This window comes from Amycolatopsis sp. DG1A-15b (assembly GCF_030285645.1).
Classification (GTDB): domain Bacteria; phylum Actinomycetota; class Actinomycetes; order Mycobacteriales; family Pseudonocardiaceae; genus Amycolatopsis.
This window is the reverse complement of record NZ_CP127296.1, coordinates 4,884,759-4,898,908: the sequence shown is the minus strand read 5'-3', so window position 1 is coordinate 4,898,908 and position 14,150 is coordinate 4,884,759. Positions and strand designations below refer to the sequence as shown.

General features: G+C 70.9%; 16 protein-coding genes. 11 read left to right on the top strand and 5 right to left on the bottom strand.

From position 1 onward, the window contains the following. The first annotated feature begins 5 nt into the window (after positions 1 to 5). From QRY02_RS22210 to QRY02_RS22175, 8 genes are all read left to right on the top strand, one after another. Positions 6 to 1,136: an epoxide hydrolase family protein gene (locus QRY02_RS22210; RefSeq protein ID WP_285993443.1), complete on the top strand. Its 1,131-nt coding sequence runs from the start codon at positions 6 to 8 to the stop codon at positions 1,134 to 1,136. A gap of 40 nt (positions 1,137 to 1,176) precedes the next feature. Beyond that, positions 1,177 to 2,127: a GlxA family transcriptional regulator gene (locus QRY02_RS22205; RefSeq protein ID WP_285993442.1), complete on the top strand. Its 951-nt coding sequence runs from the start codon at positions 1,177 to 1,179 to the stop codon at positions 2,125 to 2,127. Between the two features lie 78 nt (positions 2,128 to 2,205). Further along, on the top strand, positions 2,206 to 2,901 hold the full coding sequence (locus QRY02_RS22200; protein WP_285993441.1) for an alpha/beta fold hydrolase: 696 nt from the start codon (positions 2,206 to 2,208) through the stop codon (positions 2,899 to 2,901). A gap of 54 nt (positions 2,902 to 2,955) precedes the next feature. Beyond that, positions 2,956 to 3,525: a carboxymuconolactone decarboxylase family protein gene (locus tag QRY02_RS22195; RefSeq protein WP_285993440.1), complete on the top strand. Its 570-nt coding sequence runs from the start codon at positions 2,956 to 2,958 to the stop codon at positions 3,523 to 3,525. Then, complete coding sequence (locus QRY02_RS22190) at positions 3,518 to 4,324, top strand: helix-turn-helix domain-containing protein (protein WP_285993439.1); 807 nt, start codon at positions 3,518 to 3,520, stop codon at positions 4,322 to 4,324. The genes QRY02_RS22195 and QRY02_RS22190 overlap by 8 nt, the downstream gene beginning before the upstream one ends. A gap of 705 nt (positions 4,325 to 5,029) precedes the next feature. Beyond that, positions 5,030 to 5,524 (top strand): SigE family RNA polymerase sigma factor, encoded by a 495-nt coding sequence (locus tag QRY02_RS22185; protein ID WP_285993438.1) that lies wholly within the window; start codon positions 5,030 to 5,032, stop codon positions 5,522 to 5,524. Then, on the top strand, positions 5,524 to 6,411 hold the full coding sequence (locus QRY02_RS22180; protein ID WP_285993437.1) for a hypothetical protein: 888 nt from the start codon (positions 5,524 to 5,526) through the stop codon (positions 6,409 to 6,411). Before QRY02_RS22185 ends, QRY02_RS22180 begins: the two co-directional genes overlap by 1 nt. A 198-nt stretch (positions 6,412 to 6,609) precedes the next feature. Then, a complete protein-coding gene (locus QRY02_RS22175; protein ID WP_285993436.1) occupies positions 6,610 to 7,476 on the top strand; it encodes a serine hydrolase in 867 nt (288 codons plus the stop codon). Between the two features lie 39 nt (positions 7,477 to 7,515). Here the strand turns inward: QRY02_RS22175 and QRY02_RS22170 are convergent, their stop codons facing one another. Beyond that, positions 7,516 to 8,160 carry a TetR/AcrR family transcriptional regulator gene (locus QRY02_RS22170; RefSeq protein ID WP_285993435.1) on the bottom strand — a complete coding sequence of 215 codons (645 nt, stop codon included), beginning with the start codon at positions 8,158 to 8,160 and terminating at the stop codon, positions 7,516 to 7,518. Positions 8,161 to 8,245: 85 nt separating this feature from the next. Here QRY02_RS22170 and QRY02_RS22165 point away from each other — a divergent pair, with 85 nt between their 5' ends. Together QRY02_RS22165 and QRY02_RS22160 are read left to right on the top strand one after the other, a co-directional pair. Continuing rightward, positions 8,246 to 9,049, top strand: a complete 804-nt coding sequence (locus QRY02_RS22165) for an SDR family NAD(P)-dependent oxidoreductase (RefSeq protein ID WP_285993434.1) — start codon at positions 8,246 to 8,248, stop codon at positions 9,047 to 9,049. A gap of 322 nt (positions 9,050 to 9,371) precedes the next feature. Beyond that, on the top strand, positions 9,372 to 10,295 hold the full coding sequence (locus QRY02_RS22160) for an NADP-dependent oxidoreductase (protein WP_285993433.1): 924 nt from the start codon (positions 9,372 to 9,374) through the stop codon (positions 10,293 to 10,295). 1 nt (position 10,296) lies between these two features. On the opposite strand, the gene QRY02_RS22155 is transcribed toward QRY02_RS22160, so the two are convergent. Together QRY02_RS22155 and QRY02_RS22150 are read right to left on the bottom strand one after the other, a co-directional pair. Continuing rightward, positions 10,297 to 10,758 carry a VOC family protein gene (locus QRY02_RS22155; protein ID WP_285993432.1) on the bottom strand — a complete coding sequence of 154 codons (462 nt, stop codon included), beginning with the start codon at positions 10,756 to 10,758 and terminating at the stop codon, positions 10,297 to 10,299. 122 nt (positions 10,759 to 10,880) lie between these two features. Further along, positions 10,881 to 11,582 carry a type 1 glutamine amidotransferase domain-containing protein gene (locus tag QRY02_RS22150; RefSeq protein WP_285993431.1) on the bottom strand — a complete coding sequence of 234 codons (702 nt, stop codon included), beginning with the start codon at positions 11,580 to 11,582 and terminating at the stop codon, positions 10,881 to 10,883. A 147-nt stretch (positions 11,583 to 11,729) separates the two neighbouring features. On the opposite strand from QRY02_RS22150, the gene QRY02_RS22145 reads away from it, so the two are divergent. After that, positions 11,730 to 12,308, top strand: coding sequence for a DUF8817 family protein (locus QRY02_RS22145; protein WP_285993430.1), 579 nt, complete (start codon positions 11,730 to 11,732; stop codon positions 12,306 to 12,308). A 139-nt stretch (positions 12,309 to 12,447) separates the two neighbouring features. Here QRY02_RS22145 and QRY02_RS22140 read toward each other — a convergent pair whose 3' ends face one another. After that, a complete protein-coding gene (locus tag QRY02_RS22140; protein ID WP_285993429.1) occupies positions 12,448 to 13,053 on the bottom strand; it encodes a response regulator transcription factor in 606 nt (201 codons plus the stop codon). Next, positions 13,047 to 14,150, bottom strand: a complete 1,104-nt coding sequence (locus QRY02_RS22135; protein ID WP_285993428.1) for a GAF domain-containing sensor histidine kinase — start codon at positions 14,148 to 14,150, stop codon at positions 13,047 to 13,049. The genes QRY02_RS22140 and QRY02_RS22135 overlap by 7 nt, the downstream gene beginning before the upstream one ends.

Here is a 14,150-nt window from a genome sequence, read left to right as displayed (position 1 = left end):
AACCCATGTCCGATCGGCCCGTGCTCGCGGTCACCGATGCCGAACTCGGCGAGCTGCGAACCCGGCTGGCCGGCACGCGATGGCCGGCTCCGTGGCCGGTGATCGGCTGGTCGGCCGGCACCGATCCCGATGAGCTGCGGCGACTGGTCGCCCACTGGGCGTCCGGCTACGACTGGCGTGCGCACGAAGCCGCCATCAACGCGCTGCCCCACCACTTCGCGGACCTCGCCGGGACGCCGGTGCACTACCTGCGTTTCGACGGCGAAGCCCCGGACGCCCTGCCGATCGTGCTGACCAACGGGTGGCCCAGCTCGTTCCTGGAGCTGACCGATTTCGCCCGGCGGCTGGCCACGCCGTCGAAGCACGGTGGTTCCGCGGCGGACTCGTGCACCGTCATCGTCCCGTCGCTGCCCGGTTTCGCCTTCTCCCCGCAACGTCCTTCGCTCGCCGATCCCGTGCCGACCCACGAGCTGTGGCACCTGCTCATGCGCGAGGAACTGGGCTTTTCCCGGTACGCGGCGCACGGCGGGGACCTGGGTGCGGGCATCACCTCCCGGCTGGCCGAAGCCCATCCCGAGGCGGTGATCGGTATCCACCTGACGGCCGTCGCCGCTCCGGTCGCCCACGACGACGAGAGCCTCACCGCGCCGGAGAGGGCCTACCTCGATTCGGTGGCGACCTGGTCGGCGCGGGAAGGCGCCTACCAGCACCAGCAGAGCACCCGGCCGGTCACCCTGGCCTACGGCTTGGCCGACTCGCCGGCCGGGCTGCTCGCGTGGATCATCGAGAAGTACCGCGCGTGGAGCGACTGCGGAGGGGACCTGTCCTCGCGGTTCAGTGACGACTTCCTGCTGACCCAGGCGTCGCTCTACTGGTTCACCAACACCATCTCGACCTCCTTCCGGCCGTACTACGAGTACGGCGAGAAGCTGACCCGCCGGGTCGAGCGGGTCGAGGTGCCGACCGCCGTCGCGCTGTTCCCGGCCGACCTCACCCAGCCGCCGCGCAGCTGGGCGGAGCGCACGTACCACGTCACGAGGTACACGACCATGCCTCGCGGCGGCCACTTCGCCGCCTACGAGGAACCCGGACTGCTCGCTCGCGACATCACCGAATTCTTCCGGGACCTGCGCTGAGCGCGCCGGCAGTATCAGCGCGTGTCGATAGGATGCTGCCATGCCCCGGCACCGGATGGTCGTCGTCCTGCTCGAGAACGTCCTGCCCCTCGACTACGCGATCCCGGTGCACGTGTTCGGCCGGGAGGCGCCGGAGGCGTACGACCTCGTGACCGTGTCCGTGGGAGGCGGGCCCGTGCCGGTCGCCGGGGGAACCACGGTGATCCCGGACGGCGGGCTGGAACTGCTGCGCCGGGCGGACACGATCGTCGTGCCGGGCTACGCCGACGCCGTGGACCGTGAGCTGCCCGGGTCGTTGTTGCGGGCACTCGCCGCCGCGCACCGGCGGGGCGTCCGGCTGGTGTCCATCTGCTCCGGGGCGTTCGCGCTGGCGCGGGCCAAGGTGCTCGACGGCCTGACCGTGACCACCCACTGGTCCTTGTGCGCCGAGCTCGCCGAGCGGTTCCCCGAGCTCACCGTCGACCAGTCGGTGCTCGTGGCCGGCACCGGGTCGGTGCTCACCTCCGGCGGCGTGACCGCCGGCGTGGATCTTTGCCTGCACCTGCTGAACGCCGACCTGGGACCGGCGGCCGCGCGGCACGTCGCGCGGCGCATCGTCATGGCACCGCGCCCGGCGGACGGGCAGCGGCAGTTCGTGGAAAAGGCGATCGTCCCGCCTGGCGACGACGTCGTCGCGCGGGCCCAGCAGTGGATGCTCGTGTCGCTGGAGCAGCCCCTGTCGGTGAAGGACGTGGCCGCCCGGTTCGCCATGTCGGAGCGGACGTTCCACCGGCGCTTCCGCGAGAAGGCCGGGGTGCCGCCGTTGACCTGGCTGCGCGATCAGCGCATCGCGCGGGCCAAGGAACTCCTGGAGAACTCGGAACTGTCCATAGAGGACATCGCGCGCCGCGTCGGCCTCGGCACGGCGACCAACCTGCGGGTGCAGTTCCGGCGTGCGACGAACGTTTCGCCCCGCGAACACCGGAGGTCCTTCACCTTCGACGGCGGCTGAGGTCATTGGCGGGAAGGTTTCGATAGTCGGCAGGACTGCCACTGTCCGCGAACTCCGCGCGGCGCCGAAACTGAGGGCATGAATCAGCCGACCTTCGTTCTCGTCCACGGCGCCCTGACCGATGCTTCGGTGTGGCGCCGGGTCTCCGCGCGCCTGCAGGACGCCGGGCACACCGTCATCGCGCCGTCCCTGCCGATGCGCGACTTCGACGGCGACGTCGCCTACCTCGGGCAGTTCCTGGGCACGCTCACCGGCCCGCTCGTGGTCGCCGCCCACTCCTACGCCGGGTCGGTGATCTCGGCTCCCGCTGCCCTGACCGAAGACGTCCGATCGCTCGTGTTCGTCACGGCGTTCCAGCAGGACGCGGGGGAGACGGCCGGCGCGCTCAACGGGAAGTTCCCGGGCAGCCTGCTGATCCCGGAAAACCTGGTCGTGCGGGAGTACCCCGGCGGCGCCGAGATCTACCTCCGGCCGGACAAGTTCGGTGCGGTCTACGCCGCTGACGCCAGTGCGCGGGACCAGAAGATCCTCGCCGCGGCCCAGAAGCCCTTCGACCCGGTCACCCTGGAAGGCAGCTTCGCGGACGCCGCCAGCTGGCACGCACTGCCGTCGTGGGCCGTGGTGTCCACACAGGACAATTCCATTCCCCCCGAGGCCCAGCGGTGGATGGCCGGGCGAGCCGGCTCCACCGTCGTGGAGGTCGAGTCCACGCACGCCGTCCCGCTGGTGCACCCGGATGTGGTGGCCGAAACGATTCTCCGCGGCGCCCGGTGAGGTTTACCTCCGAGGGAATTGGTTCGCCGCACCCGGCGGGGAAGACTCGAGCCCATGACCAGTCACCAGCTCCACACCGCAGCCACCGCCGCCGAAGCCGCGAAGGAGCCGCTCAGGGTTCTCGAAGGCGTTTTCGGGTTCGTGCCCGCCGCGGCCGGCCTCATGGCCAACTCGCCGGCGTTGCTGAACACTTTTTTCGCCGCCTTCGGGCACTTCCGGGGCGGCGGCACGTTCGGCCCGGACGAACGGCAGGTCCTGCTGCTGTCCAACGCGGTCGCCAACCGCAGTGAATGGGCGGTGGCGTTCCACACGCTGGAGGCGCTGCGGGACGGCGTCGAGCCGGCCGTGGTCGAGGCGATCCGCCGGGGCGAGGTGCCCGCGGATCGGCGGATGGCGGCGCTGTCGGCGTTCACCCGGTCGCTGATCGGGAAGCAGGGGCACGTCGAGGACGCGGAGGTGGTGGCGTTCAAGGCGGCGGGTTTCACCGAAGAACAGGTCTTCGAAGTGATCACCGGCGTGGCGATCTCGGCGATGACGAACTACGCGGCCAACCTCGCCCAGCCCCCGCTGGAAGCCGCGGTGTTGCCGCACGCCTGGAAGACGGGATACTCGGCGGGTGCCTGACGTGGGTCTCCTGCTGAAACACTGGCGCGGTACCCGGCGGCTGAGCCAGCTGGCGCTGGCCGCCGAGGCCGCCGTGTCGATCCGCCACCTGAGCTTCGTCGAAACGGGACGGGCGAACCCGAGCCGCGCCATGGTGCTGAAGCTCGCGGAGGTCCTCGACGTCCCGTTGCGCGAGCGCAACACCTTGCTGCTCAGCGCCGGCTTCGCCCCGGAATACCCGGAGTCCGAACTGGACGCACCAGCCCTGGCCGCGGTGCGCGGCGCACTGGAGACCATCCTCGCCCAGCAGGAACCGTTCCCGGCGCTGGTGATGGACCGCAGCTGGGACATCCGGCACACCAACACCGCCGCCCGCCGGTTCTTCGCGTTCCTCCGGGGCGGGCAGCCGGCAACCCCGCCGGGGCCGCCGAACGTGCTGCGCCGGATGTTCCACCCGGACGGCGCGCGACCCCACGTGACGAACTGGCCGGAGGTCGCCGAGGCGCTGGTCCGGCGGGCCCGGCGCGAAGCGATCGGAGGCGTCCTGGACGAGCGGGCCCACCGGATCCTCGACGAAGTGCTGGCCTACCCGGACGTGCCGCCGCACCTGCGGGTACCGGACGCGACGGCCCCGGTCCTCCCGATCGTGCCGATCCGCTACGAGCGCGCCGGCCGGCGGTTCGACTACTTCTCCACGGTGACGACGTTGGGCACCCCGCAGGACGTGACCCTGCAGGAGCTGCGCATCGAATGCTTCTTCCCGATGAACGACGAAACCCGGGAGCACGCCCGAGAACTGGCCGGGCCGCCGGGGAAGTGACCGGAGGACGCAGGCCCCGGCGGCGGATCAGCGGACGAACCCGCGCTTTGGCCCGGCCGGTTGGCCGGTGGCGTGGGGGAAATCGATGCGGTCGCGTACCCGTTCGACCAGAACTCCTTCTTGCGAAAGGTGAAATAGACCTCGTTGTGCAAGTCGACGGCCCGGGTCGCCTCGAAGGCTCCCCAAACGATGTGAAATGTGTAGGTTCCATCGCGTGGAACTTCGGCTTTCACCCGAACGAGGCCTTCGCCGAAGCCGAACCCCACGTTTCCGAACTTGCAGTCGATCGCTTCGTCGCTCTTGCAGTCGGGCTCCGTGACGATGGCGACGAGTCCTGCGGAGATCAGGGTGAGCGCGATCGTCACGGAAAGGGCGACCCCGGCCTTCTCTTGCCTTTGCGTGCTTCTGCGACCAGGGCGGCGACGGTGACACTACTCCCAGGATGCCAAGGAGAAGGCCATGATGGCTCTGGTTCTCGGGTGGATCGCGGTCGTCCCCTCCTTGCCATGATCGGCAAATCCGCGGAGGAGCTCGTGGCCGATCTCGGCGAGGCGTGGGCGGCACCGGTGGATCGCCCGGCGGGCACCCGAGGGCCGACCCGCCCTCGCCCTTCCGCAGGCGAGGGCACGCGCCGCCGCCCGAAGGCGCCGGATCGGCTCGAACCCGACTGCAACAAACCGCGTGGATGACGGCATCTTGAGGGGTGTGCAGTTCGAAGAGTTCACCCGCGAGCAACTGCCCGGCTTGGTGCGGTTCGCCGCCGTCCTGACCGGCGACCGTGAGCTGGCGCAGGACGTGGTGCAGGACGCGCTCGTGCACGCGCACCGCGCCTGGCGGCAGCTGGCGGTGGCGGATCGGCCGGACCTGTACATGCGGAAGATCGTCGTCAACGGCTACCTCGGCTGGCGGCGCCGCTGGTACCAGCGATCCGTGCGCCCGACCTCGGACGTCGCGCGGTTCCGGGAGCCGACCGAGCCGGATCCGGCCGGGCGGATCGCCGACGCCGACCAGCTCGGCGGCCTGCTCGCCGGGCTGAGCCGTGCCCAACGGGCGTCGATCGTCCTGCGGTTCTACGAGGACCGCGACGACGACGAGATCGCCGCCGTGCTCGGTTGCGCGCCCGGGACCGTGCGCAGCCACATCTCGCGCGGCCTGAGCTCGCTGCGCGTCCGGCTGAACGAAGGCAAGGAGAGTGTGTGATGACCGATCTCGACGAGTTGCGCCGCGCGCTGCGTGCGCAGGAGACCTTGGCGCCCGATCCGGGTGACGTGCTCGCCGCCGCCACCCGCCGGATCCGGCGGCGCCGGGCGACCGGGGTCGCCGCGGTGACGTTCGCGGTGGTCGCGCTGGGCGCGGGTGCGGTCGGGGTGCTGGAGCGGGACACCGCGGTGGTGCCTCCGGCCGCGCACCCGAATCCCTCGTCCGCCGCGGCGACCGAGCCGTCGGACACCGGGAAGGTGCCTCCCGCCGCGCCGGCGGTGAGCCTCCAGGACAGTTCCTGGCAGCTGCTGATGTGGGCCGTCCAGCCGCAGTTCGCCAGTCTGCACTACGGCCAGGACCACCAGTACGCGTTCGAGATCGAGGTCCGGGAAAGCGCCGTGCCCAAGAGCGCGCTGGCCGCGAAGCCCTCGGCCGCCGGCCAGATCGCCCAGCCGCAGTCGGTCATGTGGCAGGACGGACCGGGCCGATGGATCTGGGCGAGGACCACGAAACCGGTGACGGCCGCGGAAATGCTGGCCCTGCTGGGGAAGATCGGGACCACGCCGCCGGTGATCAAGTCGCCGTTGAATTCGGTGCAGGTCCCCGACGGGCTGAAGGTCTCCACGTTCACCAGCGAACCCGAGGCCAACACGCTGGTGCTTTGCCCTGACCTCGACGTGCGGAAGGCGCCGCTCGACAGCCGGTGCTTCTCCTTGTTCGTGTCGATCCCGAGGGACGGCGGGGCCGCGGACAGCGGCGCGGCGCAGGATCAGCTGCCGGCCCGCCAATACCGGAAGCTCGGCGCGTACACCATCGAAATCAACAGCTCGCACGCCAATGAAGCGGCTGCGCTGGCCTTGCTGAACTCCGTTCAGCTCGACCGATAGGTTTCATTTCTTTTCGCGAGGCGGGGCAATCTGTTCATGGTGGATGAACAGGCCCCGGCCTCGGTGAATCTTCGGTCGTTCATGAGTGCGTGATCACCTCCGCCTCCGGCCGATCTTCGAGATGAGGGAATCTGACGCCTGCCTGCTCGGCAGTCGGCGTGAAAAGCAACGGTCCATCGCTCGGTCGAAGGAGTTCCGATGCGTCTTTCCGTGGTTGCCGTGCTGGGGGGTGCGATCTTCGGTGTCATCGCCGCGGCGATGTTCCTTCGCCCGGTGGACGTGCCCGCCGCCGCGGAACGGCCGGTCCGGTCTCTGCCGTCGCCGCCGGAGACCGCCGCGCCGGCTCCGACCGCGCGGCTGGTCGTGCCGGATCCGGCGGAGGTCAAGGTGGCCGTCGACGTCCGGGGTGAGTGGTCCTGGGCGTTGCGCGAACTCGGCAGCGGTGCCGTGGTCGGCGACGGGACACTGCGCAACACGACCGAATCGATGATCAAGAGCTGGCTCGCCGTGGACTTCCTCGCTTCACGGGAGTCGCGGATTTCGGCGGAGGACGAGGCCCGGCTGAGCCGGATGATCCAGGTCAGTGACGACCACGCCGCGCAGGCGCTGTACCTCCGGCTCGGCGGGGACGAGTCGATCGAGCGGATGATCCGGACCTGCGAACTGCGCGACACGCGGATCCACCCGGACTGGTGGTCCAAGACGACGATGCCCGCGACCGACGCGACCCTGCTCGGCCGGTGCGTCGCCCGCGGTCCGGGCTTGACCCCGCAGTGGCGGGCGAAGCTGCTCGAGCTCATGCGATCGGTCGACCCGCGCGACGCGTTCGGCATCCCGGAGGCACCGGCACTCGAGGGCCGGCGCCCGGCGATCAAGAACGGCTGGACCCGGCACGGGACCTGGTGGACGGTCAACTGCCTGGCCATCTGGGAGCACTGGGTGCTCGCGGTCATGGTGCACTACCCGGACCGAGGTGACGAGCACCGCTACGGGGCCCGCGTGTGCGCGGACGTCGCCCAGCAACTGTTCGGCCGCAGCGACATCAGCCTCGCGTCGGGTCGGTGACCGAGTCGGAGCCCTGGCCGGGCGCTCTGCGCCTGCGCGTCAGGCCGGCTTCGTCGCCGCGGTGAGGGCGGCCTGGGCGAAGGCGAGCACCTCGTCGACGAGGTCGGACAGTTCGCTCGCCGCCGGCCGCGCTCGGCCCTCGCGCGTCACGTAGATCTCGCGGAGGCCGGTGACGACGGTGACGGCGGCGAGCCGGGGGAGCAGTCCGTCCGCCGGGAGGCCGAGGTCTTCGCCGATCCCCGCCGCTATCGGGAGTTCGAGGTCGCGGTAGCCGGCCCGGGCGCGGCCGCGGAGGTCGTCGTCGGCCATGAGGAGGTCGGCGCGGAGGGCGCGGCGCTGCCAGAGGTGCGCGGGGTCCACCCCGGAGTCGCGGTCGCGCTCGTCGAGTTCGCGCATGATCGCGTGCATCCAGTCGCGGACGGCGTCGAGGGTGGTCTCCGGCTTTCGCCGGCGTATCCGCGCCTCGAGCGACTCCGGGGTGAACGGGTCGTCGGCGAACAGCAGGTCGTCCTTGGCCGGGAAGTGCAGCGTCACCGTGCGGGTGGCGACGTCGGCCCGCGCGGCGATCTGCGCGATCGTCGTCTCCCGGTAGCCCTGGTTCACGAAGAGGTCCAGGGCCGCTTCCTGGATGCGGGTCCGGGTCTGGGCCTTCTTCCGCTCACGGCGGCCGTCGCTCGCGATCATGCCCTGACTGTACCATCAAGTGTAAAAATGCTATCCATGCTACTGTTAGCTTGAGAGGTAGGAATTCAGGTCGGAAGGACATGACGTGACCAAGAACTGGTTCATCACCGGGACGTCCAAGGGTTTCGGCCGCGAGTGGGCCGAAGCGGCCCTCGAGCGCGGCGACCGGGTCGCGGCCACCGCGCGGGACGTCGAAAGCCTGCGCCCGCTCGTCGACCGGTACGGCGACGCCGTGCTGCCCCTGCGGCTGGACGTCACCGACCGGGCCGCGGCCGTCGACGCGGTACGGCGGGCGGCGGCCGAGTTCGGTTCGCTGGACGTGCTGGTCAACAACGCCGGTTACGGGCACTTCGGGATGGTCGAGGAACTCGCCGAGGAGGAGGTTCGCGCGCAACTCGAGACGAACTTCTTCGGCGCGCTCTGGCTGACCCAGGCGGCCCTGCCGATCATGCGCCGGCAGGGGCGCGGCCGGATCATCCAGGTCACCAGTGAGGGCGGTATCCGCGCGTTTCCCGGCATCGGCGCCTACCACGCGTCGAAGTGGGCCGTGGAAGGGCTTTCGCAGTCCTTGCGGCAGGAGGTCGCGTCGTTCGGGATCGACGTGATCTGCCTGGAGCCCGGCCCGTACCGGACGGACTTCGGGGGTGGCAGCATCCGGAACAGCGAGCCGAATCCGGACTACGACGAAGTGCGCGAGGCGAACCGGATCGAGTGGGACTTCGGCGATCCCCGGGCGACCCGTGCGCCGCTGCTGGAGCTCGCCGACACCGAGGACCCACCGCAGCGGGTGTTCTTCGGCAAGTCGTTCGCGGCGGTCGAAGCCGAGTACCGGGAACGGCTGGACGGCTGGCGCCGGTGGGAGCCGCTCGCGCTGGCCGCGTTCGGCTGAGGCCACCGTGGCCGGCCGGCCGGCCGGGCGAAGTCCCTGCCCGCCTGGCTTTTGCCCGTGCCGGACCAGGAACCGTTCGGCTGAGGCCACTACTTCGTGCTGCCGGCCGCCTCCGGCGGAGGCGACCACCGCGGCAAGACCACGCTGGGCTGCCACCGCAAGCGCAGGGCCGGTTGAACACCCGCTCCGAAGCTGGGCAGCCGGCAGCCGGCCCGACGCTGTGACCCGCGCCTCAGCCGGTTGCCCCTGACACCGGTGTCAGCGATCAGGATGGCCGCAGGGCCCGGAACGACCGGGCCGGTCACCCGGAAAGGCGCGGAAAATGGGACAGGCATGGGGTTTCGGCAGGTACGGCGGGCCGGAAGTGCAGGAGTTCTTCGACCGGCCCGATCCCGTTCCCGGTCGCGGTGAGGTGCTGATCCGGGTCGACGTCGCCGGGGTGAACCCCCTCGACCACCTCCTGCGTGCGGGCCTGGTCCCCGGGCTCGACGGCGGGCGGCCGTTCCCCCTCGTGCTCGGCATGGAGGCCGCGGGGACGGTGCTCGCGCTGGGCGAGGACGTCGACGGGCTCGAGGTGGGGGACGCGGTCTTCGGCTTCGCGCTGACCGGCGGCGGCACCTACGCCGAGACGACGGTGCTGTCCGCGCCGAACACCGCGCGCATCCCGGCGGGCCTGTCCGCCACCGTGGCGGCGACGCTGCCGGTGGCCGGGACGACCGCGGTGGACGCGCTCGACCAGCTCGGCCTGCCGGCCGGCGCGACGATCCTGGTGAACGGGGTCGGGGGCGGGGTCGGCCTCGCGGTCGCCCGGCTGGCCGCGGCGCGCGAGCTGCGCGTGGTCGGCACCGGCAGCGCCGCCAAACGTGAGCCGGCCGAGGCCGTGGGAGTGCGGTTCATCGACTACACCGCCGAAGACGTCGTCGCCGCGGCCCGTGAGCTGGTTCCGGGCGGCTTCGACGGGATCGTCGACCTGGTCGGCGGCCCCTCGCTGCGGGCGGTCGCCCCGCTGGCGCGGGACCCTCGCAGTGTCATCGCCGTGGGCGATCAGTCCGTGTCCGACATCGGCGGCCGTTTCGTCGAGCGCCGCCTCGACCGCGAAAACCTGGCGCGCGCCGCCCGGCTGGCGCTCGACGGAGTCCTCGCACCACCGATCACGGCGGTTCACCCGCTGTCCGACGCGCCGGCCGCGCTCGCCACGGTCGAGAACGGGCACACCGCGGGCAAGGTCGTCATCAAGGTGACCTGAGTCAGTCCAGGCAGAACTCGTTGCCCTCGGGGTCGGTCATCACGATGAACCCGGCGCTGAGCGGAGGTCCGGGCTCGAAGCGGCGTACCCGGGTCGCGCCGAGGGCGACCAGCCGTTCGCACTCCGCTTCGAGCGCCGCCATCCGCGCCTCGCCCTCCAGTCCTGGTGCGGCCCTGAGGTCGAGGTGGACCCGGTTCTTCGCGGTCTTGTCCTCCGGCACCTGCTGGAAGAACAACCGGGGCCCCCGGCCGTCGGGATCTTCGACGGCGGAGCTGCTGTTGCGCTGGTCTTCCGGCACGCCGACCCGCTCGAGGAACTCGTCCCACGCGGCGAAGGGGTCGGCGCCCTCGGGCAGCTCGACGCCAGGCGGTGCAGGGTGGACGTAGTCCAATGCCTCGCGCCAGAACGCCGAAAGCGCTCGGGGGTCGTGGGCGTCGAACGTGACCTGGACGTGTCGGCTCATCGTGGTTCTCCGTTGGTCGTCGCCGGGCTGACGTCGCCCACCCTGCCACCGAACGCGGACAGGGGCGGTCCTCGATCTCCGGATCGCCCAGGAGCGCGGGGCGCTCAGGACCCCGCGGCTGCTCAGCCGACCGCGGCGACGAGCGTTTTCGCCAGCTCGACCGAGGAGAAGGGGTTCTGTCCCGTGTAGAGGGTCCGGTCGACCACCACGTGCGACGACCAGGGCGCGGCGGTCGCGAAGTCGGCTCCCAGTGCCCTGAGCCGGTCTTCGACCAGCCAAGGTGCCTTGGCCGCGAAGTCGTTGACGGACTCTTCGGCGTTGGTCAGCGAGGTCATTCGGTAGCCGGCGAACGGCCACGAACCGTCCGGCCGCTCGGCCGCCAGCAGGGCAGCGGGCGCGTGGCACAGCACCCCGAGGATCTTGCCGCTGTCCAGCGCCGCGGTCAGGAGCGCGCCGGCGGCGGGGGAGACGGCCAGGTCCTCCATGGGGCCGTGGCCGCCGGGGACGAACACCACGTCGTAGCCGGCGACGTCCACGGTTTCCAGCGTGGCGGGGTGCTCGAGCTCGGCCGCGATGGTGTCGAGGTACTCGGCCATCCGGCGGGCGCGCTGTTCGTCGCCGTTGTTGCCGGCCGCGGCGAGGCTGATCCGGTCGACGGTGGGGGTGACTCCGCCCGGGGTCGCGAGCGTGATGCCGAAGCCCGCTTCGCGGAAGATCCGGTGCGGCTCGGCCAGCTCTTCCGCCCAGTAACCGGTGGGGTGTTCGGTGCCGTCGGTGAGGGTCCAGTGATCCGCTCCGGTGACCACGAAGAGCACTTCAGTCATGGATACCGCTTTCTCTTCGGTGTCGATCTTCCGGGCGAATGGTAAGCACACCGGCCCGCCGACGGCGCGACGAGCTTGTTGGCCACCTCGTTCGCACGAGCAAATAGCTCGGTGTCGTTTCGGCGGGTCCGGGCTTACCTTCGGGCCATGGCGAACGAACTGACCATTCCGCTCCTGCCTTGTCCTTCCATCGACGAGATCGCGTCGTTCTACGAGATGCTCGGCTTCGAAATCACCTATCGGCAGACGCGGCCGAACCCGCACGTCGCGGTGCGACGGGAAGACATCAACCTGCACTTCTTCGGGATGGACGGCTACGACCCGGCGCAGTCGTACAGCACGTGCCTGGTCATCGTGGCGGACATCGGCGAGCTGTTCGAGGCCTTCGCGGCGGGGATGCGGTCCGTGCACGGAAAACTGCTCGTCTCCGGCATCCCGCGGATGACCCGGCCGCGGCTGCGCAACGACCGGTACACCGGGTTCACCGTCGTCGACCCGGGCGGCAACTGGATCCGGATCAACAAGGCCGTCAAGGAACCCGAGGCGCGGACCAAGCTCGCCAAAGCCATGGAGAACGCCGCGAGGCAGGCGGATGCGCACGGCGACGAACGCCAGGGCCTGAAGATCCTGGAAGGCGCGTTGAAGCGGGCGACCGGCGACGAACCGGAGTTTCAGGCGGTGCGGGAGTACCGCGACGAGCTCATCGAACGGATCAAGGGGGTCTGAGCCGCCGCCTTCGAAGTCGAGCGCTCCGATCGATTTCTGCACGGCGACCGACTGCTGATCCGGGCCGGCTTGCCGCCGGTGAGGGAGCGTCGGCCGCGGGGGAGTGCGCGATGAGCAAGATGGGCAGCCGGTGACAGTTTCAGAGCAGGCCTTGGCCGCGCGCGTTGGCGATCAGCTGTGCTCGGTTGCGGGCGGCGAGTTTCTGCATCACCGCGCGCAGGTAGGTCTTGACGGTGTTGACCGACAAGTTCAGCTCGGCGCCGATCTCGGGGTTGGTGTGCCCGGCCGCGACGAGCCGTAGCACGTCGTATTCGCGGGCGGTGACCGGTGGGGTGGACGACACGGGCGCGTCGGTCCGGAAGGTCCCGGTGCGGGCGACGCTGCGGATGGCGTCCCGGATCGCCGTGCTGCCCGCGTGTTTCACCAGGATCCCGCAGGCGCCGGCACCCAGGGTCGGCGCGACGGCGGCGTGTTCGGGGAACGCGGTGAACAGCAGGATGCGGCTGTCCGGGCTGACGCGGTGCACCCGGGGGACGACGTCGGCGGCGAGGCAGTCGGGCAGCCGCAGGTCGAGCAGCACGACGTCGGGCCGTTCCGCGGCGCAGACCGTCACGGCCTCGGCGCCGGTGCCGGCGTGGCCGACGACGACCATGTCGGCGTACCGCTGCAGCTGGGCGGCGACGCCGTCGTGGACGACCGGGTGGTCGTCCACGATCACGATGCGGGTCCGGGTGCCGGTCAGCACGGCAGCCGGGCCCGCCAGATCGTGCCACCGTCCGGATCGGACACGACCCGAACGGAACCACCCAGCCGGCCGAGCGCTTCGGCGGTGCTGGTGAGCCCGAGCCCGGGTGTGTGGCCGGGGCCGAGTCCGACGCCGTCGTCGTGCACGGCGACCGTCAGCCAGGGATCACTTCGCCGTACCGACACTGTGACGGCGCCGGCGTGAGCGTGCTTTTCGACGTTCAGCAGGGCTTCGCGGACGGCCGTGAGGAGAACGTCCGATCGGGACGGTGCGAGTTCGGGCGGGTCCTCGTCCAGGATGACGAGCTCCGCGGGCAGACCGGTGCGATCGGCGAAAGCCTCGCAATCGGCGCGCAAGGCGACACCGAGCGCGAGCGCGGCCGGCGAGGAACGCAGCGTGCGCAACGAATCGCGCAGCGCCGTGGTCGCTTCCGCGGCCTGCGTCCGCAACCGGTCGAGCCGGGCCCGGAGGTCCGGGTCCGCCTTCGTCGCCTCGGCGAGGTCGGCCATGCCCGAACCGATGGCGAACAGCAAGGCGCCGACGCTGTCGTGCAGGTCGGCCGCCATCCGGCGGCGCTCCTCGTGAACCGCGATCTCGCGGCTCAGCCGGGCGCGTTCGGCGACCGAAACCGCCAGCGCGGCCTGGGCCGCGACCGCCGACGCGCGTTCGATCTCGCGGTCTCCGAACGTCCCGTCTTCCCGCGGGCCGATGGCGAGGACACCGAGCGGTTCCCCGTCCCGGAGCAGCGGGACGGCCAGCACCCGCCGCACCTTTTCGGTGGCCATGTGCCGATCGAAGTCGTGGGTGATTTCCTGGCTGCCGAAGTAGTCGTCGACCCACCCCGCCTGCCCGGCGTGGAACACCTTGCCGGTCAGGCCCGTACCGGACGGCACCTGCAACGCCCGGAGCACGCCTGTCCAGTCGCCGGTGACCTGATCGAGCGTCAGCACGCCGTCCGCGTCGGGGCGGGCAGTCCAGGCGACCTCGGAGCCTTCGGCGAGCAGGGCCAGGGCGCGGCGCAGCGCCTCGCCGCGGTCCAGCGCCGCGAGCAGGTCCGCGTATTGCTCGTCGAGCCCGACGAGCGGGTGCGCTCGCAT